Raw genomic sequence first — 22,390 nt, forward strand, 5'->3', positions numbered from 1 at the left:
AGTGATATGGCCGCTGTGGTATCCCCTCACCGCAGCGGCCAAATCATATCCAGGGCACCTTTTCCCTCATGCTTTCGGACAGTTTTTCTCAGGCGAGAAATCCCGGCTGCCATCCGGTTTGAACACTTTCGGGTTCGGATCGTAAAAGGGGCCGACGACGAGCGGTTCTGCCGGTAATATGGACTGGTCTTCACTGGAAACGACGGTGGTTGCAAGTGTCTGCAACAAGTCTCCATTCCTTGCGGTCACGCGAATGGAAACATCATAGGGCTTGTCCTTCACGATGCAGTGCAAAGGCCCGGTCTCCAGCGAAAGCTGGTCCTGATTGGGAAAGACTGTCCGGTCGACCATGACTGGCGCGCCCTGCGTAGGATTGTCAAAGGCCGCAGTAACCGTCGCTCCTTCTTCCACCGGGCCGATCTTGCGCAGCGTGACCAGAAAGGTCGCGCGGGCAATGCGATAATTGAAAACCACGAGCCGTCCCGAAATCTCGTAAGGTCCGGTCGTCTTTTCGCGCTGGCATGCCGCCAGCAGCGGAAAAGCGAGCGCGATTGCGACGAGCGGTTTCACATCTCCACCTCCCGATTGCGATAATAGTGGCGGCTGGCCTTGGCCCGGTTGCCGCAAACCGTCATGTCGCACCAGACGCGACTGCGATTGCGGCTCTGATCGAGGAAAAGCCAGCCGCAATTGGCGCAGATTTTCAGGCGATCCGCATCGGCTCCTGACTGGCACTTCGCCATCAGCCGGAGTGCTGAATGTGCGGCAGCCTGCTCCAGCGCCATGGGCGATGTGGTCTGGCGCAGCACATCGGCTATGCATTCGAGAAGATCGGCCAGCAGCCGGTCATCAGCTTGCGCACGAACGAACGCGCGAAAATAGCTGTCGATGGCTTCTCGCAGGGAAAGAAAACGGCGCAGATTTTCCGGCCCGACCGGGACAAGCGGCAAAGGCAGGTCTTTCTCTGCGCAGAACGTTGCCGCCGCGTGCGCAAAGCTTTTCAGATTAGCCGGCTCGGCAAAACGATCCACGCTGCGCGCCGCGTCGCCGCGCAGAATAATGCTATTGGCAATATCCAGCGCCAATGCGCCGCCGGAAAAACGATGCGGGGTCCAGGAAAAGCTCATGGCACATTATAACTGGTAAAAACCATTTTGACAGTTATAATCTGGCCAGTGTAGCGAGGGCGTATCCATGGCCTACCTCTTGCAGCAATTCGCCAATGCGGTGCCGCTGGCGGCAACCTATGCCATGCTGGCATTTGGCTATGCGCTGAGCTTCGCCGTCCTCAAGCGCGCAGATATCAGCTATGGCGCGCTGGTGGCCTTTTCCGGCCAGCTTCTTCTCATTTTCACGGCGTTTGGCTGGAGCAGGCTTTGGCTGGTTCTGCCTGCCGCGATTGGCGTCGGTATAGCCGGGGCGCTGTTTTATACGCTTGCTGCCGGAGCGGTGATTGCGGGTCTCGTCATGCGACCGCTCAGTCGGGCGTCTCCCAATATGGCGATGGTGGCGGCATTGGGCGTGGCCGTGGTGCTGATGGAAAGCGTTCGTCTCGCGGCTGGATCGCGGAACCTCTGGCTGCCGCCCTTGTTGCAGGACAAGATCATCTTTTGGGGCGAGGGCAACAAGGCGGTCGTGCTGACCACGATGCAGATCATCAATACGCTTGTCATGGCATCCATCGTGCTGATCGGCAGCTTCGCCTTGCAGCGCAGCCGCTTTGGTCGCAACTGGCGGGCGGTCCGCGATGATGTGCTGGCGGCTGAGCTTTGCGGGGTCAATGCAGGGCGGGTCTTCCTTGCCGCCTATATGGGCGCGGTGCTGATTGCCGCGCTGTCCGGTATTCTGATGACCGCCTATTACGGCACGATGAGTTCCGGCGACGGGCTGCTGCTTGGCCTCAAGATATTGATGATTGGCGCTGTGGGCGGCTATTTCTCTCCGCTTGCTTCGGCAGGCGGTGCGGCCCTGCTGGCTTTTGCCGAAACCTTCTGGACAGCCTTTGCGCCGCTTGTCTGGCGCGAACCGGCAATATTCGCATTGCTGGTCTTTCTCCTGAGCATCAGCCGTGGCGAAAGTCTTTCACCCTGACAAAGGCCTTCAATTTGCGGTAATCACTCGCGAATTGGGTTTCCAGCGGGAAGTGCTGGTTGTACTGTGCCGCCAGTTTACGTTTCGACTCGTCAGGAAGTTTCCATGTCCCAGCAACCGTCTGCGCAATCGCTCGACAAAGTACTCAGCCACCTCGACGCCAATCTTGATAACAGCCTCGAACGCCTGTTCGAACTGCTGCGTATCAAGTCGATTTCGACAGACCCGGCCTACAAGGCCGACTGCCGCAAGGCTGCGGAATGGCTTGTGGCTGATCTGAAGACGATTGGCTTTGATGCCAGCGTGCGCGACACGCCGGGCCATCCGATGGTGGTTGCGCATCATGACGGCGCCACGCCCAATGCGCCGCATGTGCTCTTCTACGGTCATTATGATGTGCAGCCGGTCGACCCGCTCAACCTGTGGGAAAACGATCCTTTTGATCCTGCGATCAAGGATGTCGACGATGCCTCGAATGGGGGCCGCAAAATCCTGACCGGTCGCGGCACGTCCGACGACAAGGGCCAGTTGATGACCTTTGTGGAAGCCTGCCGCGCCTATAAGGCGATCAATGGCAATCTGCCCGTCAAGGTGACGCTGCTGTTCGAAGGCGAGGAAGAATCCGGTTCGCCGTCGCTGAAGCCGTTCCTCGATGCAAACAAGGCGGAACTGAAAGCCGATGTGGCGTTGGTCTGCGACACCTCGATGTGGGACACGGAAACGCCTGCCATCAGCGTCGGGCTGCGCGGTCTGGTTGGCGAGGAAATCGTCATCAAGGCTGCCGACCGCGATCTGCATTCGGGCTTTTTCGGAGGTGCTGCGGCCAATCCGATCCATATTCTGAGCAAGATTCTGGCCGATCTGCATGACGAAACCGGACGCATCACCGTTCCGGGCTTCTATGAAGGCGTGGAAGAAACCCCGTCGCAAATCCTGCAATCCTGGGAAGGTCTCGGCCGCACGGCGGAAAACTTCCTCGGGCCTATTGGCCTTTCGATCCCGTCCGGCGAAAAGGGTCGCAGTGTTCTGGAACTCACCTGGGCGCGCCCGACGGCGGAAGTGAACGGCATTATCGGCGGTTATACCGGCGAGGGCTTCAAGACTGTTATCGCAGCGCAAGCCTCGGCAAAGGTCTCGTTCCGTCTCGTCCACAAACAGGACCCGGTGAAGATCCGCGAAGCCTTCCGCGCTTTTGTGCAGGAACGTCTTCCAGCCGATTGTTCGGTGGAGTTCCACCCGCATGGCGGTTCGCCAGCGATCCAGCTGCCTTATGATTCACCGCTGGTTTCCAAGGCCAAGGACGCGCTGTCCGACGAATGGCCGAAGCCAGCCGTGCTTATTGCCATGGGCGGCTCGATCCCGATTGTCGGCGATTTCGACACGTTCCTTGGCATGGAATCGCTTCTCGTCGGCTTCGGTCTCGAAGATGACCGTATCCATTCGCCCAACGAAAAATACGAGCTGAACTCCTTCCACAAAGGTCAACGCTCATGGGCTCGGATTATGGCGGCTATCGCCGCCAAGTAGGGCTCGCATTATGGCGGCTGTCGCCGCTAAACAGGCCCGCATTACGGCGGCAACTGCCGCGAAACAAGGACAACTGAATGACCATCCGTTTTCATAAAAACGATCTGCCGAACCTCGATCATTATCAGGTGGATGCGGTCGCCATTGATACCGAAACGCTGGGGCTGAACCCGCATCGCGACCGGCTCTGCGTGGTGCAGATTTCACCCGGCGACGGCACAGCAGACGTAATCCAAATCGAAGCGGGTCAGAAGAAAGCGCCCAATCTGGTCAAGCTTCTGAAAGATCGTTCGATCACCAAGATATTCCATTTCGGTCGGTTCGATCTGGCGGTGCTGGCCCATGCTTTCGGCACCATGCCGCAGCCGGTCTTCTGCACCAAGATCGCATCGAAACTCACCCGCACCTATACGGACCGTCACGGCCTCAAGGAACTGTGCAACGAGCTTTTGGATGTTTCGATCTCCAAGCAGCAGCAGTCATCAGACTGGGCCGCGGAAATCCTCTCGCAGGCGCAGCTCGAATATGCCGCTTCCGACGTGCTTTACCTGCATCGCCTGAAGGCTGTTCTGGAACAGCGCCTTGAGCGTGATGGCCGCGCGAAACAGGCTGAAGCCTGCTTCAAATTCCTGCCGACCCGTTCGGAACTCGATCTGATGGGCTGGCCGGAAGAGGATATTTTCGCGCATAGCTAAGGCTGGGTGTCTGGCCGCAGATTAAGACGTTTCGAACCGGCGGGTCAGCTTGGCACGCCGGTTCGACATTTCAGCTATTGTTTAATGATGTAGCTATTTGGTCTAATTTTTATGTACAGCGCCGATGTAGCACATTTGCTTCAAATCCGGGATTAGTTTGTCGCATTCCTTTGTGCAGCTTTTATAATCAGAAGATATAATGCATGCATTAGCATAACTGATGCTGGCTGCGCTGATAATTCCGGCAATGGCTAAGTTGATAAAAATCTTCATTGTAAAATCCATCTCAAAAAGTAAAAATAACTCTTTATATTAAAAGAGTTTCTATAAGATACGATGGGATTGTAAAAGTTTTATGAAATCAAAATACAGTATTTTGTAAGTAATATTTCAATAGCATGTTTTATGTTTTAATTTTTGAAGATTAGGTTGCAAATTTTTCTGTTTTCTTTTGCGACGCCTGATCAATGTAGGCCCATGCGGGGCGGCGGAACAGAAACTGTCCATAGCCGGTCCATTGAATAAGCCCATAAAGAATGACTGGACCGACCACGCCGGATGCAGTGGTCAAAAGTGATACTGTGCCGATATCGATGAAGCCGAATTTCAGCAGCACTGTGCGCGCAATGGCCATCGGCAGGAAGAAGGCCAGATAGATCACAATCGAATGCGCGCCGAGCCAGCTCAAGGCGCGATGCAGCCAGTTTCGCGCAGGCAGCAGGCTTAAGATCGAAGAGATCGAAATGATCGCCAGCGCGCCGACCAGTCCCAGCAGAAGCGAAATAATGGGCAGATCGCTGACAGCGCCGCGCCCGTTCAAAAGATCGCTGGCGGGCGCGATCAGCGACGAGAGGCTTTCCGGCACCGGCATGAAGACAAGCTTGTATTCAACAAGGCCCCAGACGAGCAGCCCGGCAATGCCGACGAGCGGGCGCTGGCGCAGCCAGTCGGCGATCTTGAAGATGGCCGGTGCGAAGGCATAGCCGGCGAAGAAATAAACGAAACGCGAGCAGAACTCGTCGATCATCACCCAGCCCGTATGCACAGGCAGGATTTCCAGCACGGCCAGCACTGTAAAGGTCACACCTACCGGCACACGCTTCAATAGTCGCGTCGCGATAAGGAAGACGGGGAGGATATAGATGAACCAGAGCGTCCCAAACGGCTCAAGGAACGCCATGAGATAGGCCTGCACGACGCCCGAAACACCAGCTTCGCTGGCAATGCCTGGCGCCTTGAAGGCAAATTGTATGGTGAGCCACAGAATGTAGAAATAGAGGAAATGCACAACCTTGCGGTCGAGATAACGCCGCCATGGCCGGTCGATGACGAGGCTGAGAAACAGCCCGGAAATCATGAAGAAATCCGGCATGCGGAACGGTTTGGCGAAGGCGACCACATAATGCATCCAGCCTTCAGCGCCGGCTGCCTTTTCGACGCCCAATGTCGAGTGCATCATGACAACGAAGATAATGCAGATGCCCTTGGCAATATCGACCCAGTCGATCCGTTCGCTGCTGCCCGCTATCCGCATATCAGTCTCCCGCCCCATTAAGCCCGACTTTCTATAGCTTGATTGGATCGGGATTAATATAGCGTGCAGGTCTTGCGGTGTTTTTGGCAGTTATTGCCCGATTTTTAACTATAAGAAGCGGTTTCACGGCTTCGTGTACGGCATTTTGCAGATTCTTCTTGCTGTGGCCCCGCTGCTACAGACTTTTGTGAGCAATCGCTTATATTAAGGGCAAGCTTGGTTCAGTAAATTTCCTTCAGGAGGTTCATCATGAAGCTCAAAGCGCTTCTTCTCGCATCCACTGTCGCCCTCGTTGCTGCCACTGGCGCAAAGGCTGCTGACGCGGTTATCGAACAAGAGCCAGCACCTGTTGTCGTTGCTCCGACATTCACCTGGAACGGTGCTTACATCGGTGGCCAGGTTGGCTACGGCTGGGGCAAGGCCGACTTCAGCGGTGACGTTTTCACCAATGACAGCGTGAAGCCGGATGGCTTCCTCGGCGGTCTTTATGCCGGTTATAACTTCGATCTGGGCAACAATGTTGTGCTCGGTATCGACGGTGACATCACCTATAACGACCTGTCGAAGGGCATCCGCGTTTATGACGGCGACCTCGAGGTTGGTTCGTTTGAAAACAAGCTGCGCTGGTCGGGTGCCGTTCGTGCCCGCGCTGGTTACGCCTTTGACCGCTTCCTGCCTTACATCGCTGGCGGTGTGGCATTCGGCGACGTCAAGAACAGCGGCACGATCGACGGTATCGGCTTCTCTGAAAGCAAGACGCTCACCGGCTGGACCGTTGGCGGCGGTGTGGACTATGCCGCAACTGACAATCTGATCGTTCGTCTTGAATACCGCTACACCGACTACGGCGACAAAAACATCGACTTCGGTGGCCTCAGCGTCAAGAACGACTTCAAGACCAACGAAGTTCGTCTGGGCGTTGCCTACAAGTTCTGATCCTTCGTTAAAGGATTGCATGAGAAAGGCCCCGCACATGCGGGGCCTTTCTTTTTGCCGCTGCTAATCCGCCGGTTCCCAAACAGCAGACAAATAAAAAGGCCTCTGCGAACAGAGGCCTTTTTTGTTACGGTGCAGAACTGGATCAGACGTCCAGATTGGCGACGCTCAGCGCGTTTTCCTGAATGAACTCGCGGCGCGGTTCCACTTCGTCGCCCATCAGGCGCGAGAAGAGCGAGTCCGCGTCGGTCGCATCCGTAACCTTGACCTGCAGGAGCGAACGCACATTCGGGTCCAGCGTGGTTTCCCAAAGCTGCTCGGCGTTCATTTCGCCCAAGCCTTTGTAACGCTGTAGCGTCAGACCCTTGCGGCCGGTCGCGAAAATGGCATCGAGCAGCGCCATCGGACCGGACAGTGTGTCCGACTTGTCCTTGCGACGCAGCACAGGTGGCTCGCCGAAAGTCTCGGCAATGCGGCCTGCCACGCGGTCGATCTGGCGGGCATCGGCAGAGCCGAGCAGCGCCATGTCGAGAATGGCAACGTCCTTGACGCCGCGCACCATGCGCTCGAAACGGTAGCCACCGTCTTCCATGACATGGCCGGTCCAGCCGCGCTCGGTTTCTTCCGAAATCATGTCGAGGCGCGTTGCAACTGTATCGGCGGAGCGCTGTGCTGTTGCATTGTCCTTCGACGCATCGGGGTTGAGCAGACCGGCAATTGCCGCCTGTTCCACGACGCGGCGGTCATAGCGCGTATGCAGGCCATGCAGAAGCTGGCGCAGCGTGCGCGCATCGTCGACGACGGCGCGCAGATCGGGACCGGCGCGCACTTCGCCGCTCGCCATTTCAAGGGCCGCTTCTTCCAGACCGGTCTCGATGAGGAAGTCTTCGAAGGCGGCTTCGTTCTTGATGTATTGCGAGGACTTGCCGCGCGACACCTTATAAAGCGGCGGCTGCGCGATATAGATATGGCCACGCTCGATCAGTTCCGGCATCTGGCGGAAGAAGAAGGTGAGCAACAGTGTGCGAATATGCGCACCGTCGACGTCAGCATCGGTCATGATGATGATCTTGTGGTAACGCAGCTTGTCGGCGTTGAAGCCGTGCGTCTCATCCTTGCCGATCGACGTGCCGAGCGCCGTGATCAGCGTACCCACCTGATCGGAAGACAACATGCGGTCGAAGCGAACGCGTTCCACGTTCAGGATCTTGCCGCGCAGCGGCAGGATCGCCTGGTTCTGGCGCGAGCGGCCGCTTTTGGCGGAGCCGCCTGCCGAGTCACCTTCGACGATGAAGATTTCAGACTTGGCTGGATCGCGTTCCTGGCAATCGGCAAGCTTGCCCGGCAGCGAGGTCACGCTGAGCGTGCTCTTGCGGGTGATGTCGCGGGCCTTGCGTGCAGCTTCGCGGGCGGCGGCGGCCTGAATGACCTTCTCGACCACAGCCTTGCCCTGCGCCGGATGCTCTTCAAGCCAGATCGACAGCGCTTCGTTGACGAGGCTTTCGACCACCGGGCGCACTTCCGACGAAACCAGCTTGTCCTTGGTCTGCGACGAGAACTTCGGATCCGGCACCTTGACGGAAAGGACGGCGGTCAGGCCTTCGCGGCAATCGTCGCCGGTCAGCTGAACCTTTTCCTTCTTGGTCATGCCCGACGCATCCGCATAGCCCGTGACCTGACGGGTCAGGGCGCCGCGGAAACCGGCCAGATGGGTGCCGCCATCGCGCTGCGGAATGTTGTTGGTGAAGCACAGCACCTTTTCGTGGTAGGAATCGTTCCACCACATGGCGACTTCCACCGTCATGCCGTCTTTTTCGCTGCGGATATAAACCGGCTCGTCGATCAGCGGCTTCTTGTTCTGGTCGATATATTTCACGAATTCGACCAGACCGCCGTCATAATGCAGCTCATGTTCCTTGGCGTCCGCGTGACGGTTGTCCGTCAGCTTTATGCGCACACCGGAATTGAGGAAGGCCAGTTCGCGCAGGCGACGTTCCAGCGTGTCATAGTCGAATTCGACCATGCTGAAGGTTTCGGTCGAGGGCAGGAAGGTCACGGAAGTACCGGTCTCGCCATCGGCCACGTCGCCCGTCACCGCCAGCGGCGCATCGGCGACGCCGTGGGTAAAGCTCATCTCGTGAACTTTGCCATAGCGGCGGATCTTCAGCTTCAGCCAGACCGAAAGCGCATTGACCACCGAAACGCCCACGCCGTGCAAACCGCCGGAAACCTTGTAGGAATTCTGGTCGAACTTGCCGCCCGCATGGAGCTGGGTCATGATGACCTCGGCAGCCGAAACGCCTTCTTCTTTGTGGATGTCGGTCGGAATGCCGCGACCATTGTCGGTCACTGTGCAGGAGCCGTCGGCATTGAGCGTCACGGTGACAAGCGTGGCATGGCCTGCCAGCGCTTCGTCGATGGCGTTGTCCACGACTTCATAAACCATGTGATGCAGGCCGGAGCCGTCATCCGTGTCACCGATATACATGCCCGGACGCTTGCGAACGGCATCCAGACCTTTCAGAACACGAATGGAATCCGCGCCATATTCGGCGGGGGCTTCGGAATTCATCTCGGGCGTCTCGCTCATGAAAATCTTTCGAAAACGTGCTGCGACTGCAGCCTTGAAGCCTGCTGCAATTGCAGCATCAAAAATACTGTCGAATCACACGACAAACATGGCTTTAATATAGGCGCTAACGGCATATTTTCCAAATTTTCGAGGCAAATTTACCGGGGATTCCGGTCGTTTGAGCGCATCTCCACCGCATATGACGAAACTGGGTACGGATCGGCTTCTGGAAGCGCCACAATTGGCCCTTATATGTCATGAAGCAGGGTATTTGGCGGGGAGTTCGAAACCCGATAGTGCGAGGAGCGCCTGATGGAAACAGCGACGATGATACCGGAAGCGCTCAAGCCCTTCGTGCCGCCAGCGCCACGCCCGCGCGAAAAGCCGGTCGGGCGCTTCGAGATGATGCGTGTCGTCTACAAAAACCCGCTCGAGCTATGGGGTGAGCCATCCTACAATGAACGGTGGATTTCCGTCAGCTGGTTCGGCCTCAAGACCATCATCGCCAACGATCCCGGATTGATCCGCCATGTGCTGGTGGATAATGCCGCCAATTATCCGATGTCCGCCATCCGCCAGCGCGTTCTGCGTCCGCTGCTGCGCGACGGTCTCCTGACGGCTGAGGGGCAGGTGTGGAAGCGCTCGCGCAAAGCCATGGCACCGGTTTTCACGCCGCGTCATATCGGCGGTTTTGCGGAAGCCATGCGCGACCGTTCGCGCCTGTTTGTGGAACGCTACAAGACCAGCGGCATGATCACAGATGTCGCGCATGACATGACGCTCCTGACCTACGACATTTTGGCCGAAACGCTGTTTTCCGGCGAGATCGCGGGCGATCCCAATGATTTTGCGCGTCAGATCGACAAGCTGTTCGAAACCATGGGTCGCGTCGATCCCTTTGACTTGCTTGGACTGCCCGACTGGTTGCCACGTCTCACGCGTTTGCGCGGCCAGCAGTCGCTGGACTTTTTCCGGGCGCTTGTCTCGGACACGATTGCCATGCGCAAGGCGCGTATGGATAAGGGCGAGGCGGTGCCGAGCGACTTCCTGACGCTGCTTCTGCGCGCCGAAGGCCCGGAAGGCCTGAGCCGTTCCGAGATTGAAGACAACATCATCACCTTCATTGGTGCCGGTCACGAAACGACAGCGCGGGCGCTTGGCTGGACGCTTTATCTGCTCGCCAAGGCCCCCGAAGAGCGCGAGCGTGTCCAGGCGGAAATCGACGCTTTCTTCGAAAAGGGCGGGCGCGATCTGCCGCCGCATGAGTGGCTGGCCAGCCTGCCTTTCACGCGTGCGGCTTTCGAAGAGGCGATGCGCCTTTATCCGCCTGCGCCATCGATCAATCGAGAGGCGGCGGAAAACGATCGCTATGGCGATCTGGAAATACCGAAAGGCGCCACCGTTCTGGTCATGCCATGGGTGATCCACCGTCACCGGCTATATTGGGATCAGCCGGATGCTTTCATGCCGCAGCGCTTCTGGCCGGAAAACCGCGAACGGCTCGACCGTTTCCAGTATCTGCCGTTCGGCGCTGGCGCACGTGTTTGCATCGGGGCCAGCTTTGCCTTGCAGGAAGCGGTGATTGCGCTGGCGACCCTGCTCGAGGGTCACCGCTTCGACGTTCTGGAGACAACAAAGCCGTGGCCGGTACAAAAGCTAACCACGCAGCCGCAAGGTGGTCTGCCAATGAAGGTGATCAAGCGCTGACAAATTCTGTTACCCAAATTACTGCGAATATTCCACATAAGAGTAGAGTATCGTTTCTCCAATATGACGGTACTTTCTTCTTAAATGATTTTAAATAAAAATCGCTAAATCCAGGTATTCTGCAGAATGAAAGTCTATTCCCATGGCGGTTTGTGATATGCTTGTAGCTTCGGCTTTTGAGTGTATTTGCTGGGAAATTACTCCTATTGGGAGGCTGGTTCCTCTAACGTGGATTTCATCATTGTTAATGTATGTGAGCATTCTATTTGATATTGCTTTGAATTCTTTTTCAAATACTATATCTCTTAATTTATTTAATTCATTATATTTATCAAAAGTCACATCTTTTTTTAAATTCTCGTAGCTTCTATTATTTAGCGTGAGAGTGATAAATCTTTTCCTAAATTTATCATTTAGATCTCTAAATGGGACTGCATTATGAGTATTTGTTTTTATCCTATAAAGAAAACCGTTAACTATTTTATTCTTTTTAAAGGGTAGGGGATCAGTCGGATCATAGGCAATCTTATGCTTCAGTCCTCGGATATAACCTAGTGATTCATTTAAAGGTCTATATGTACTTGAATCTTTATGGAAATAATAATGCAGCCCCTCTCTGCTCGCTGCTGCATATACTGTGTCGTCTCCAAATTGACGAGCGATACCAGCTGTCTCGGGATTTGTGCTAGCTGTATGAGGGCCCAGCTTTTGAACATCATATGGCCCCCGACTGTCATATCGATAGGCTGTCAAAGGGAAGGCTTCGGCTTCAAAACTACCCCACCTCGAAGACGGGGTTGGCCAAAAGGATTCGTAATCAAAATCAGGCATATATTAGTTTATCCTGTTCTATAAAAATATACAGGATAAACTAATATATGCTTGTTTGAACTGCTGTGTCTTACAGGCGCGCCGCATGCCAGCGAAGATGGTCGTCCATGAATGTCGAAATGAAGAAATAGGAATGATCGTAGCCCTCGCGCATATTGAGCGTGAGCGGAATGCCAGCCTTCTTGCAGGCTTCTTCCAGCAGCCACGGGCGCAGGCCGTCATTCAGGAAACCGTCTGCGGTGCCCTGATCGACAAGAAACGCCGGAAACCTGTAGCCATCCTCGATCAGCAGTGACGCATCATAGGGACGCCATGCGCGCTCTTCGGCCCCAAGATATTTTTCCAGTGCCGGCTTCGACCATCCGGCGGTCGACGGCTGCACGATGGGGGCGAAAGCCGAGGCCGATTTGAACCGGTCGGGATTTTTCAGCGCAATCGTCAGCGCGCCATGGCCGCCCATGGAATGGCCGGTAATGGCCTGCCGCGCCATATCGAGCGGAAATTCAGCCGCAACCAGTTCGGTCAGTTCCTGCGTGATATAGCTATACATCTGGTAGTTCTTGGCGAAAGGCTCCTGCGTCGCGTCGACGTAAAAGCCTGCACCCTTGCCAAATTGCCAGTTGTCCGGCTCATCCGGTACGTCATCACCGCGTGGGCTCGTATCGGGGCAAATAACGGCAATTCCCAGTTCTGCGGCCAATTGCCGATATTCGCCTTTGTCCATCACGTTTTGATGTGTGCAGGTCAGTCCGGACAGATACCAGAGCACCGGCACCGGTCCGTTTGCAGCCTGTGGCGGCAGGAAGACGGCAAAGGTCATGTCGCACTGGGTGGTTTCGCTTTTGTGCCGATAGAGGCCTTGCGTTCCGCCAAAGCACTTCGCAGTCGAAATCGTTTCCAGGGTCGTTGTCATAAGAATTCCAGTTCCTGATTTTGCGCGCGGATTGGGCAACATCAGCTGCCGAGCGCTACGGCGGCATTGACCGCTGCCGCGACGAGAATGGTGTTGAAGAAATAGGATACCACACTGTGCATCAGCGTCAGCCGCCGCATGGTGGTGGTGGTGACGTTCGTATCCGATGTTTGCGCGGTCATGCCGATGACATAGGCGTAATAGGCGAAGTCCCAACCCGATGGTTCCGGCGTGCCGGGAAAGTCGAAGCCGCCGCGATAGCGGCTGGCATGGCTGCTGTCATCGCCGGCCGGATCGCGCGGCTGCCAATAGGCATGGGCGTAGTGAATGGCCGTCAGCATGTGAATGGTTGCCCAGCCGAGCGGCACCGATGCAAGCGTGGTCACCAGCGTGAAACTGTCGGCCTGCGGGTGCCTGTTGACCACGATGAACAGCGACACAACCGCCACGATGACAGTTGCGAAGGTCACCAGAAAGATGATCCAGACTGGCTCATCGGTGCTGGCCGCGTGCTTTTTGAGAAATGCCGCCGTGAGCTTCGGCATGACTGTCAGGGTGAGTGCCAGATAAAGCACGAAGAATGTGTTTGCGCCGATGACCGGCGCAAGGGGGCTTTTCAGAAGCCAGGAGACAATAAAGGCTGCCGCGCCGCCGATAGCCGCGAGATAGAAGGACATATGGCGGCGCAGCAGGAACATTAGTTGCTCTTTCTTTGCGGTTGCAGCCGCATGTCTACGTGCGGGATGCCGTCTTCCAGATATTCGTCCGAAATGGCTTCGAAACCAAACGAGCTGTAGAATTTCTGCAAATGGCTCTGGCCGCCCAGCTCGATGGCGGTGCCGGGAAAGCGTTCTTCCGAAAAAGCAATTGCTTCCTGCATCAGCCTTCGGCCGAGCTGGTAGCCCCGGTAATCCGGGGCCACGACCACACGTCCGATCTTGGCGGGTTTGCCTTCGCTTTCCGGCGGCAGAACCCGCAATGCGGCTGCGAGTTCGTCGCCGTCAAGAATGCGCAGGTGGTAAGCGCCAATGTCCTTGCCGTCGATTTCCGGATAGGGGCATTTCTGCTCCACCACGAAAATATCCACGCGCAATTTCAGCAGCGCATAAAGTGCGCGCGGGGTAAAATCGTCCAGCTCGTCCCAACGGGATATCAGCGTCTTTTCGCTCATCAGTAAACAATCACCGAACGGATCGACTTGCCTTCATGCATCAGGTCGAAAGCCGTGTTGATTTCATCCAGCGGCATGGTGTGGGTGATCAGATCGTCAATGTTGATCTTGCCGTCCATATACCAGTCGACAATCTTCGGCACGTCGGTGCGACCGCGCGCGCCACCGAAGGCGGTGCCTTTCCAGACCCGGCCCGTGACCAGCTGGAACGGACGCGTGGCGATTTCCTTGCCTGCTTCGGCAACGCCGATGATGATGGATTCACCCCAGCCGCGATGGCAGCATTCCAGCGCCTGACGCATGACATCGGTGTTGCCGGTTGCGTCGAAGGAATAGTCCGCGCCGCCATCGGTCAGGTCCTGAATGGCCTGAACCACCTTGTCATTGCCCACTTCACGCGGGTTGACGAAGTCGGTCATGCCGAACTTCTTCGCCATTTCGACCTTGGACGGGTTGATATCCACGCCGATGATCTTGTCCGCGCCGACCATGCGTGCGCCCTGAATGACATTGAGGCCGATGCCGCCAAGGCCAAACACCACGACATTCGAACCCGGACGAACCTTTGCCGTGTAGATCACTGCGCCGATGCCGGTGGTGACGCCGCAGCCGATATAGCAGATCTTGTCGAATGGCGCGTCTTCACGCACCTTGGCGACCGCGATTTCCGGCAGAACGGTGAAGTTCGAGAAGGTCGAGCAGCCCATATAATGGAACACTTCGCCGCCATCGCAGGAGAAGCGCGTGGTCTTGTCGGGCATCAGGCCCTGGCCCTGAGTCGCGCGGATCGAGGTGCAGAGGTTCGAGCGCTGCGACAGGCAGGTTTTGCACTGGCGGCATTCCGGCGTGTAAAGCGGGATCACATGATCGCCCGGCTTGACGGAGGTCACGCCTGCGCCGACTTCGCGCACGATGCCTGCACCTTCATGGCCGAGAATGGCCGGGAACTTGCCTTCGGAATCAAGACCCGACAGCGTATAGGCGTCAGTGTGGCAGACACCGGTTGCCATGATTTCGACCAGCACTTCGCCAGCCCGTGGTCCGCCAATCTCGACGGTTTCGATGGTGAGAGGCTTCTTTGCCTCCCAGGCAACGGCTGCACGTGATTTCATGACGATGTTCCCTTCCAGTTGAACAGTAGAGCATTTCCAGCAAAAGTGCGAAACGGCTTTTGCATAGGGAAATACGTAAAAACAAACACTTGGCGCTCTATTTCAGATAGGTGCGCAAAATTTGCATGATTTGATCGATCTCGGCATCCGGGTCTGTTGCGACATCCCGCACGATGGTCTCACGCGCTTGCCCGAATGTCTCGCGGAAGTGACTTTCCAGAACTTCCGCCATCAAGCCATTGGCCGCGCCGCGCAAAGCTGCAATCTGCTGCAGCAGCGCCGCACATTCCGTGCCCGCTTCCACGGCGCGTTCGAGCGCTTCCGCCTGTCCACGGATGCGGCGAAGGCGCGTCAGCGCACGCTTTTTGTCTTCCGGTGAATGCGGCATGAAACCTCTCGATCTTGCGGGAAACTATATACTATGGGGGAGTATGTCAATTGCTCCTGAATTGGCTTCTGCAAGAATGGTTTTCTCTGCAATTGGCACGGCCCGGATTTTAAGCCTTAAGCTTGAGATGCAGCAGCGGATAAGGGCGTCCCTGATCATCGGTTTCCGAGCGACCTGTCTCGACAAAGCCCAGATGGCGATAGAAGCCCACGCCTTGCGTGTTCTGCTCGTTCACATCGACGGTCAGCGCGCCGCGTTGTTTGGCGTATGCAATCATATGCTTGCCAATGCCCTTGCCTCGCTGGTCGGGCGAAATGAACAAACTGTCGATATTGTTGTCGGTCATTCCCATGAAGCCGACAGGTTTGCCGTCGTTTTCAATGACATCGACTTCCACATTCGGCAGATATTGCTCACCGACCAGCTTTTCGAGTTCATTGAAATCGTCGGGGCTCAGAAAGTCATGCGTGGCGCGCACGCTGGCTCGCCAGATTTCGGTGAGGGCCGGGGCATCAGCCGGAATGGATTTTCGGATATGGATCATCTCTGTTCCTTGTGTGATAAGCACTGAACTGACGCATTATCTTACGGAAATTCATTTGACGAGCCTGCCCGATCTTCCCGTTACACGCATTCTACCGCAATTGGATGCGGCGATGAACGCCCATGCAAGCGCGGTGCTTGTTGCGCCGCCGGGTGCGGGCAAGACCACGCTGGTGCCGATCCACATGCTGGATGCGACATGGCGCGGCGATGGGCGCGGCGCTGGCATGATCGTGCTTCTGGAGCCGAGGCGTCTTGCCGCGCGTGCTGCCGCGCGCCGCATGGCGCAGCTTCTGGGCGAGGAGCCGGGCGAAACAGTCGGTTACCGGATGCGTCTGGAAAGCAAGGTGTCGAGCAGGACGAAAATCCTCGTCGTCACTGAGGGTGTCTTTGCGCGGATGATCCTTGATGATCCCGACCTCAAGGGCGTGGCGGCAGTGCTGTTCGACGAGTTTCACGAGCGCAGCCTCGATGCGGATTTCGGGCTGGCGCTGGCGCTTGATGTGCAGGCTGCCTTGCGCGACGATCTGAAAATTCTGGTCATGTCCGCAACGCTCGACGGTGCGCGTGTGGCGGCCCTTCTGGGCGACGCGCCGGTGATCGAAAGCGAGGGCCGGGCTTTCCCCGTCGATATTCGTTATGGGGAACGGAAAGCCGAGGAGCGCGTGGAAGACGCAATGGCGCGCAGCATTCGCGATGCGCTGGCGGATGAGATGGGCAGTATTCTGGCATTCCTGCCAGGGCAGGGCGAGATCGAGCGCACGGTGCGCCTTCTGGAAGATCGTGTGCCAGCTCATGTGATGCTTGCGCCGCTTTATGGCGCGATGGAAGGCCGCGATCAGGACGCGGCGATCAAGCCCGCACCGGAAGGCAAGCGCAAGGTGGTTCTGGCGACCTCGATTGCCGAAACCTCCATCACGATTGACGGCGTGCGCGTGGTGATCGACAGCGGGCTTGCCCGTCTGCCGAAATATGAACCGGCCACCGGCCTGACGCGGTTGGAAACCGTGCGCACATCCCGTGCCAGTGCCGATCAGCGGGCGGGCCGCGCCGGGCGCACAGAACCGGGTATTGCTATTCGTCTCTGGCATCAGGGGCAGACGGCATCACTGCCAGCCTTTTCGCCGCCCGAGATTCTGGAGGCGGATCTGTCTGGCCTCGTGCTCGACAGTGCCGCATGGGGCGTGACCGATCCGACAACGCTGAGCTTTCTTGACGCGCCGCCGAAACCGGCGCTGAACGAAGCCCGCACCTTGTTGCGGCGGCTCGGCGCGCTAGACGAGGCCGGGCGTCTGACCCCCGACGGCGAAGCCATGCGTCAGCTCGCCTTGCCCGCACGTCTTGCCCATATGGTGGCCGAGGCGGGCAAGCGCGGCGAAGCCTCAAAGGCTGCCGAACTGGCTGTGCTTTTGACGGAGCGTGGGCTTGGCGGCAACGAAACCGATCTCGACACGCGTTTTTCGCGCTTTCGCAATGATCGTTCTGACCGCGCCCAAAGGGCCAAGGGGCTGGCAAAGCGTCTTGCGGCCAATGTGCCCAATCAGGGTACGCCCGCAGGATCAGGGATCGGTCGCATGTTGATCGACGCCTATCCCGACCGGATCGCCAGAGCGCGTGGCCAGACCGGGCAGTTTCTGTTGGCCAATGGTCGTGGCGGGGAGGTGGATAGCGCGATAAGCCTCAGCCGCGCGCCCTGGCTGGTCGTGGCGGATATGTCCGGCAAGGCAGGACGCGCGCGGGTTCTTTCGGCTGCCGAAGTATCGGAGGCGGAAATCCGGTCCGCCCTTGGCGACCGGATCGAGAGCGGGCGTCAGGTTGTCTACGATCCTGAAAGGAACGCGCTCAGGGCGCGTGAAGCCGTGCGCATCGGTGCCATCGCCCTTTCGGAAAAGCCTCTGTCGGCACCATCGGGAAGTGCAGCCGATGAGGGCGTGATCGCCGCCGTGCGCGAGCATGGGCTTGGTATTCTGTCCTGGGGCAAGGAAGCCGATATTCTGCGCCGCCGTCTTGGCTGGCTTTATCGCGGGCTTGGCGATCCATGGCCATCCATGGAAGACGAGCATTTGCTGGAGACATTGGAAGACTGGCTGCTGCCCTTCCTGACCGGCGAAGCGCAGCTCGACCGGATTCCCGGCCATGTGTTGAAAAACGGTCTGATGAGCCTTGTGCCCTTCGATCTCCAGCGCAGTGTGGATCAACTCGCGCCGACGCATTTCACCGTGCCGACTGGCTCGCATATTCCGATCCGCTACGATGCCGAAGAACCGGTGCTCGCGGTCCGCGTGCAGGAATTGTTCGGTCTGGGCCAGCATCCGTCCATCGCCAATGGCGAGGTACCATTGTTGCTGGAACTCCTGTCGCCAGCCCATCGCCCGATCCAGATCACCCGCGATCTGCCGGGTTTCTGGAAAGGATCATGGGCTGATGTCCGGTCCGACATGCGTGGGCGCTATCCCAAACATGTCTGGCCGGAAGATCCGGCCAATGCGGAAGCAACACGCCGAGCAAAGCCACGCGGGACATAGAGCATTTCCAGCAAAACATGCATTAACCACCTGCGACCGGATAACGCAGTTCCGCTTGCATTCCTGTCTCCGCTTGCCCCATAAGGGGCAGGATAGAGGGACAGCAGAACATGCACGCAGAATTCGAGAATCGCGCTTCCAATCTTTCGCGTCGTCCGCGATTGACCACGCTGGTTCGCGTGCGCTGGCTTGCCATCGCCGGGCAGACGGCAGCCGTCATGCTGGTGGCGCTTTATCTGCAATTTCCGTTTGCAGTCGGTATTTGTTTTGCACTGATTGCCTGCTCGGCCTGGCTCAATCTCTATCTGGCCTTTCGCTTCCCGACCAATCATCGGCTGAACCCGGAAGCGGCCAGCCTCGTGCTGGCCTTCGATATTCTGCAACTGGCGGGCCTGCTTTACCTCACCGGCGGGCTGCAAAACCCCTTCGTCATCTTGATGATCGTGCCGGTCATCATTTCGGCTACGTCGCTGTCCGCCCGGCATACGCTGACGCTGGCTCTGCTGGTCGTGGCCTGCACTTCCGTGCTTTCCATCCGGCATGAACCGCTGCCCTGGTATCCGGGCGAAGAGCTGAACCTGCCTTTCCTGTTTGTGATTGGTATCTGGTGCGCCATCACATCGGCGCTGGGCTTTACCGGCGTCTATGCCTATCGCATCGCGGAAGAAGCGCGCCAGCTGGGGGATGCTTTGAGCGCTGCGGAACTCATTCTCCAGCGTGAACAGCATCTGACGGCTCTCGATGGTCTCGCCGCTGCTGCCGCTCACGAGTTGGGAACGCCACTTGCCACCATTGCGCTGGTGGTGAAGGAAATGCAGCGTTCCTATGCCAAAAATCCGGTTGATACGGGGCTTGGGGAAGATATTGCGCTGTTGCATTCGCAGACCCAGCGCTGCCGCGAAATCCTGCAAAGACTGACCAGCCTCTCCTCGGAGAACGAGGAGCACATGTCGCGCTTGCCGCTCTCTTCGCTGATTGAGGAGGTGATTGCACCGCACCGCAATTTCGGTGTGGTCATTGATGTGCAGAAAGTGGAAGGGCCAAAGCCGGAGCCGGTCACGCGGCGCAATCCCGGTCTGCTGTATGGTCTCGGCAATCTGGTGGAAAACGCTGTCGATTTCGCACGCGGCAATGTCAGCGTCACCTGGGGCTGGACGGATAATCAGGTCAGCGTGACCATTCAGGACGACGGCGAAGGCTTTAAGCCGGAAATCCTTGACCGCATTGGCGAGCCCTATATGACCAGCCGCGACAATACCCGCAATGGCGGGGGGCTTGGTCTCGGGTTGTTCATTGCAAAAACCTTGCTGGAGCGTTCCGGCGCACAGATTGCTTTCCGTAATCGAAGCAATCCGGGGCAGGGGGCCGAAGTCAAAGTGGTTTGGGCGCGTTCAACCTTCACCCGGGTGTAACGCGAAACCTCTTTTCAAATTTGTTTTTGCTCAACTTCTTGTGTTGTCTTTTAGAATTATTAATCAAATACAATGATTTATAGTCTCGCGCAAAATTCAGTGCCGTAGAAATTGCTTCAACGATTCAATGGCTATTTGACTTTTTGACGCAGGGGTATCAATAAGGGATCAAAAATACAGGCAGGAAGCACCCGATGGACGACTTGAAGCAGGAAGACAGCGAAGCCATAGGCAACGACCCCACCCTTCTTCTGGTTGATGACGACAAACCTTTCTTGCAACGCCTGGCCCGCGCTATGGAAAGCCGAGGCTTTCAGGTGACCACAGCGGAATCGGTTGAAGAAGGTATCGCCGCCGCCAAGGCAGCAGTACCCGCCTATGCCGTGGTGGATATGCGGCTGGGAGATGGCAACGGTCTCGACGTCATCGAAGCCATTCGCCTGCGCCGTTCCGATACGCGCGCCATCGTTCTCACCGGTTACGGCAATATCGCGACCGCTGTGAATGCGGTGAAGCTCGGCGCCATTGATTATCTGTCGAAGCCAGCCGATGCCGATGAAGTCTTCGCGGCTCTGACCCGCCGTCCGGGCGAGAAGGTCGCGCCGCCGGAAAACCCGATGTCCGCCGATCGTGTCCGCTGGGAGCATATCCAGCGCGTTTACGAAATGTGCGAGCGCAATGTTTCCGAAACCGCACGCCGCCTCAACATGCATCGTCGCACCTTGCAGCGCATTCTCGCCAAGCGCGCCCCGCGCTGAGCATGACGGGAAGCAATCCGGCTTTTGGCGGCTTGTACTGAAAGTTTAGTAGTTTCTTAACTTGGTGAAAAATCCAGTAAAGCCAGATGGTTTTGCTGGATTTTTTTATTTACTGAGAGTTTTGAGGTGTTTTCACTGCATTATGTGTCATTCCTAGGGAATTGATCTAAAGTTGAATATAAAAATCTATAATAATAAGGCAACTAGAGCACATCTCGAAAAGTGTGAAACGGTTTTCGGATAAGATGTGCTACAAAAACAAACAGTTAGAGCGGTTCTGAAATCGCTCTAAGGCTATTCGGAGGAGAATACTGCGCTTTTAGAGCCGCAGGCCTAATTCTCTTGCGCCCGAATGCGCTATCTAACATTCAAGGCAACACATGACTGCTCATATTGATGCATCTTCAAGCGCGGCCGCTCGCCGGCGTGCGCTTATCGCCAGTTTGACTGGCAGTTCTATCGAATGGTTCGATTATTTTCTCTACGGCACCGCAGCCGCACTTGTTTTCAACAAGCTGTTCTTTCCTAATTTCGACCCCGTCGTCGGGTTGATGCTGTCTTATCTGTCGTTTTCGCTGACCTTCTTCATCCGTCCGCTGGGCGGCGTGATTTTCGCGCATATCGGTGACCGCATCGGTCGCAAGAAGACACTGGTCATCACGCTGTCGTTGATGGGTGGCGCAACCGTTCTCATCGGCTTGCTGCCGACCTATGAGCATATTGGCGTCTGGGCTCCCATTCTGCTGATCCTGCTGCGCATGGTGCAGGGACTTGGCATTGGCGGCGAGTGGGGCGGTGCTTTGCTTCTCGCTTATGAATATGCGCCCGCCAACCGCAAGGGCTTCTTCGGCAGTGTTCCGCAGGTCGGTGTGACCATCGGCATGTTGCTGGCCACGCTTTCGGTCAGCCTGATGGTGACCTTGCCGGATGAATCCTTCATGGCATGGGGTTGGCGCGTTCCCTTCGTGCTGAGCGCCGGTCTGGTTTTCCTCGGTCTGTGGATCCGTAACGGTCTCGACGAAACGCCGGAGTTCAAGCAGGCGAAGGAAAGCGGCAATGTCGCCAAGATGCCGCTGGTTGAAACGCTCCAGAACCATTGGCGCGAAGTGCTGATCGCCGCTGGCCTGAAGGTGGTGGAAACCGCACCGTTCTATATCTTCTCCACCTTCGTGGTCAGCTATGCGGTGAGCACGCTCGGCTTCGACAAGAGCGCCGCGCTGAATGCCGTGATGATCGGTGCTCTGGTCGCTTCGGTTCTGATCCCGACCATGGGTCTCGTTTCCGACTATGTGGGCCGCAAGACGGTTTATGTCGTTGGCTGCGTGCTGCTCGGCCTGTTCATCATTCCCTATTTCATGCTGCTCGACACCAAGACCGTCTGGGGCCTGACCCTGGCAACGGTCATCAGCTTCGGTGTTCTCTGGTCGCCGATCACTGCCGTTCTGGGCACGCTGTCGTCGGAAATCTTTGCCACCAAGGTGCGCTATACCGGCATCACGCTCGGTTATCAGCTGGGTGCTGCTTTGGCGGGCGGTACCGCTCCGCTGATCGCCACCTGGCTGCTCGCCAAATATGAAGGCAGCTGGCATGCGGTGGCGGCCTATCTGCTGGTGACGGTGCTGATTTCGCTTGTCGCAATCATCGCGATCAGCCGCAGCCGTTCGCGCCAGTAACA

20 protein-coding genes are annotated in these 22,390 nt (G+C 57.0%); 9 read left to right on the top strand and 11 right to left on the bottom strand.

Going from position 1 to position 22,390, the window contains the following annotated elements; all coding sequences use genetic code 11:
* Nucleotides 1-66: 66 nt before the first annotated feature.
* Nucleotides 67-570, bottom strand: a complete 504-nt coding sequence (locus ACTJKP_RS01990; protein WP_440629505.1) for a hypothetical protein — start codon at nucleotides 568-570, stop codon at nucleotides 67-69.
* Nucleotides 567-1,127 (bottom strand): CGNR zinc finger domain-containing protein, encoded by a 561-nt coding sequence (locus tag ACTJKP_RS01995; RefSeq protein WP_440629506.1) that lies wholly within the window; start codon nucleotides 1,125-1,127, stop codon nucleotides 567-569. Before ACTJKP_RS01995 ends, ACTJKP_RS01990 begins: the two co-directional genes overlap by 4 nt.
* 67 nt (nucleotides 1,128-1,194) lie before the next feature.
* Between ACTJKP_RS01995 and ACTJKP_RS02000 the strand changes: the two genes are divergently transcribed.
* The 3 genes from ACTJKP_RS02000 to ACTJKP_RS02010 all read left to right on the top strand — a co-directional run bounded on the left by ACTJKP_RS02000 (nucleotide 1,195) and on the right by ACTJKP_RS02010 (nucleotide 4,313).
* Nucleotides 1,195-2,091 (top strand): branched-chain amino acid ABC transporter permease, encoded by an 897-nt coding sequence (locus tag ACTJKP_RS02000; protein WP_440629507.1) that lies wholly within the window; start codon nucleotides 1,195-1,197, stop codon nucleotides 2,089-2,091.
* A 105-nt stretch (nucleotides 2,092-2,196) separates the two neighbouring features.
* Nucleotides 2,197-3,618, top strand: a complete 1,422-nt coding sequence (locus ACTJKP_RS02005; protein WP_440629508.1) for a dipeptidase — start codon at nucleotides 2,197-2,199, stop codon at nucleotides 3,616-3,618.
* Nucleotides 3,619-3,695: 77 nt separating this feature from the next.
* A complete protein-coding gene (locus ACTJKP_RS02010) occupies nucleotides 3,696-4,313 on the top strand; it encodes a ribonuclease D (protein WP_182519156.1) in 618 nt (205 codons plus the stop codon).
* 424 nt (nucleotides 4,314-4,737) lie between these two features.
* Here the strand turns inward: ACTJKP_RS02010 and ACTJKP_RS02015 are convergent, their stop codons facing one another.
* The gene (locus ACTJKP_RS02015; RefSeq protein ID WP_440629509.1) at nucleotides 4,738-5,847 is read right to left on the bottom strand and encodes an acyltransferase family protein; all 1,110 of its coding nucleotides are present in this window, start codon (nucleotides 5,845-5,847) and stop codon (nucleotides 4,738-4,740) included.
* Nucleotides 5,848-6,096: 249 nt separating this feature from the next.
* Here ACTJKP_RS02015 and ACTJKP_RS02020 point away from each other — a divergent pair, with 249 nt between their 5' ends.
* Nucleotides 6,097-6,783 carry an outer membrane protein gene (locus tag ACTJKP_RS02020; protein ID WP_078339665.1) on the top strand — a complete coding sequence of 229 codons (687 nt, stop codon included), beginning with the start codon at nucleotides 6,097-6,099 and terminating at the stop codon, nucleotides 6,781-6,783.
* 145 nt (nucleotides 6,784-6,928) lie between these two features.
* Here the strand turns inward: ACTJKP_RS02020 and gyrB are convergent, their stop codons facing one another.
* Nucleotides 6,929-9,373, bottom strand: coding sequence for a DNA topoisomerase (ATP-hydrolyzing) subunit B (gyrB, locus tag ACTJKP_RS02025; RefSeq protein ID WP_078339664.1), 2,445 nt, complete (start codon nucleotides 9,371-9,373; stop codon nucleotides 6,929-6,931).
* A 294-nt stretch (nucleotides 9,374-9,667) separates the two neighbouring features.
* On the opposite strand from gyrB, the gene ACTJKP_RS02030 reads away from it, so the two are divergent.
* The gene (locus tag ACTJKP_RS02030) at nucleotides 9,668-11,062 is read left to right on the top strand and encodes a cytochrome P450 (protein ID WP_440629510.1); all 1,395 of its coding nucleotides are present in this window, start codon (nucleotides 9,668-9,670) and stop codon (nucleotides 11,060-11,062) included.
* A gap of 90 nt (nucleotides 11,063-11,152) precedes the next feature.
* Here ACTJKP_RS02030 and ACTJKP_RS02035 read toward each other — a convergent pair whose 3' ends face one another.
* From ACTJKP_RS02035 to ACTJKP_RS02065, 7 genes are all read right to left on the bottom strand, one after another.
* Nucleotides 11,153-11,893: a hypothetical protein gene (locus tag ACTJKP_RS02035; protein ID WP_440629511.1), complete on the bottom strand. Its 741-nt coding sequence runs from the start codon at nucleotides 11,891-11,893 to the stop codon at nucleotides 11,153-11,155.
* 70 nt (nucleotides 11,894-11,963) lie between these two features.
* Complete coding sequence (fghA, locus tag ACTJKP_RS02040; protein WP_440629631.1) at nucleotides 11,964-12,794, bottom strand: S-formylglutathione hydrolase; 831 nt, start codon at nucleotides 12,792-12,794, stop codon at nucleotides 11,964-11,966.
* Nucleotides 12,795-12,847: 53 nt separating this feature from the next.
* Complete coding sequence (locus tag ACTJKP_RS02045) at nucleotides 12,848-13,504, bottom strand: DUF1345 domain-containing protein (RefSeq protein ID WP_440629512.1); 657 nt, start codon at nucleotides 13,502-13,504, stop codon at nucleotides 12,848-12,850.
* Nucleotides 13,504-13,977: a GNAT family N-acetyltransferase gene (locus ACTJKP_RS02050; protein WP_440629513.1), complete on the bottom strand. Its 474-nt coding sequence runs from the start codon at nucleotides 13,975-13,977 to the stop codon at nucleotides 13,504-13,506. The genes ACTJKP_RS02045 and ACTJKP_RS02050 overlap by 1 nt, the downstream gene beginning before the upstream one ends.
* On the bottom strand, nucleotides 13,977-15,089 hold the full coding sequence (locus tag ACTJKP_RS02055; protein ID WP_078339660.1) for an S-(hydroxymethyl)glutathione dehydrogenase/class III alcohol dehydrogenase: 1,113 nt from the start codon (nucleotides 15,087-15,089) through the stop codon (nucleotides 13,977-13,979). The genes ACTJKP_RS02050 and ACTJKP_RS02055 overlap by 1 nt, the downstream gene beginning before the upstream one ends.
* Nucleotides 15,090-15,186: 97 nt before the next feature.
* Entirely contained in the window at nucleotides 15,187-15,477 is a 291-nt protein-coding gene (locus ACTJKP_RS02060) for a metal/formaldehyde-sensitive transcriptional repressor (RefSeq protein WP_078339659.1), read from the bottom strand.
* Nucleotides 15,478-15,586: 109 nt separating this feature from the next.
* Nucleotides 15,587-16,021, bottom strand: a complete 435-nt coding sequence (locus tag ACTJKP_RS02065; protein ID WP_440629514.1) for an acetyltransferase — start codon at nucleotides 16,019-16,021, stop codon at nucleotides 15,587-15,589.
* Between the two features lie 55 nt (nucleotides 16,022-16,076).
* On the opposite strand from ACTJKP_RS02065, the gene hrpB reads away from it, so the two are divergent.
* The 4 genes from hrpB to ACTJKP_RS02085 all read left to right on the top strand — a co-directional run bounded on the left by hrpB (nucleotide 16,077) and on the right by ACTJKP_RS02085 (nucleotide 22,388).
* On the top strand, nucleotides 16,077-18,545 hold the full coding sequence (gene hrpB / locus ACTJKP_RS02070) for an ATP-dependent helicase HrpB (protein WP_440629515.1): 2,469 nt from the start codon (nucleotides 16,077-16,079) through the stop codon (nucleotides 18,543-18,545).
* Between the two features lie 110 nt (nucleotides 18,546-18,655).
* Nucleotides 18,656-19,957 (top strand): ActS/PrrB/RegB family redox-sensitive histidine kinase, encoded by a 1,302-nt coding sequence (locus ACTJKP_RS02075; protein ID WP_440629516.1) that lies wholly within the window; start codon nucleotides 18,656-18,658, stop codon nucleotides 19,955-19,957.
* A 194-nt stretch (nucleotides 19,958-20,151) separates the two neighbouring features.
* The gene (gene regA / locus ACTJKP_RS02080) at nucleotides 20,152-20,715 is read left to right on the top strand and encodes a global response regulator transcription factor RegA (RefSeq protein ID WP_440629517.1); all 564 of its coding nucleotides are present in this window, start codon (nucleotides 20,152-20,154) and stop codon (nucleotides 20,713-20,715) included.
* 380 nt (nucleotides 20,716-21,095) lie between these two features.
* Entirely contained in the window at nucleotides 21,096-22,388 is a 1,293-nt protein-coding gene (locus ACTJKP_RS02085) for an MFS transporter (RefSeq protein ID WP_440629518.1), read from the top strand.
* The last annotated feature ends 2 nt before the right edge of the window (nucleotides 22,389-22,390 follow it).

Origin of the sequence: Brucella sp. 22210 (assembly GCF_052045675.1) — a bacterium.
GTDB lineage: Bacteria > Pseudomonadota > Alphaproteobacteria > Rhizobiales > Rhizobiaceae > Brucella.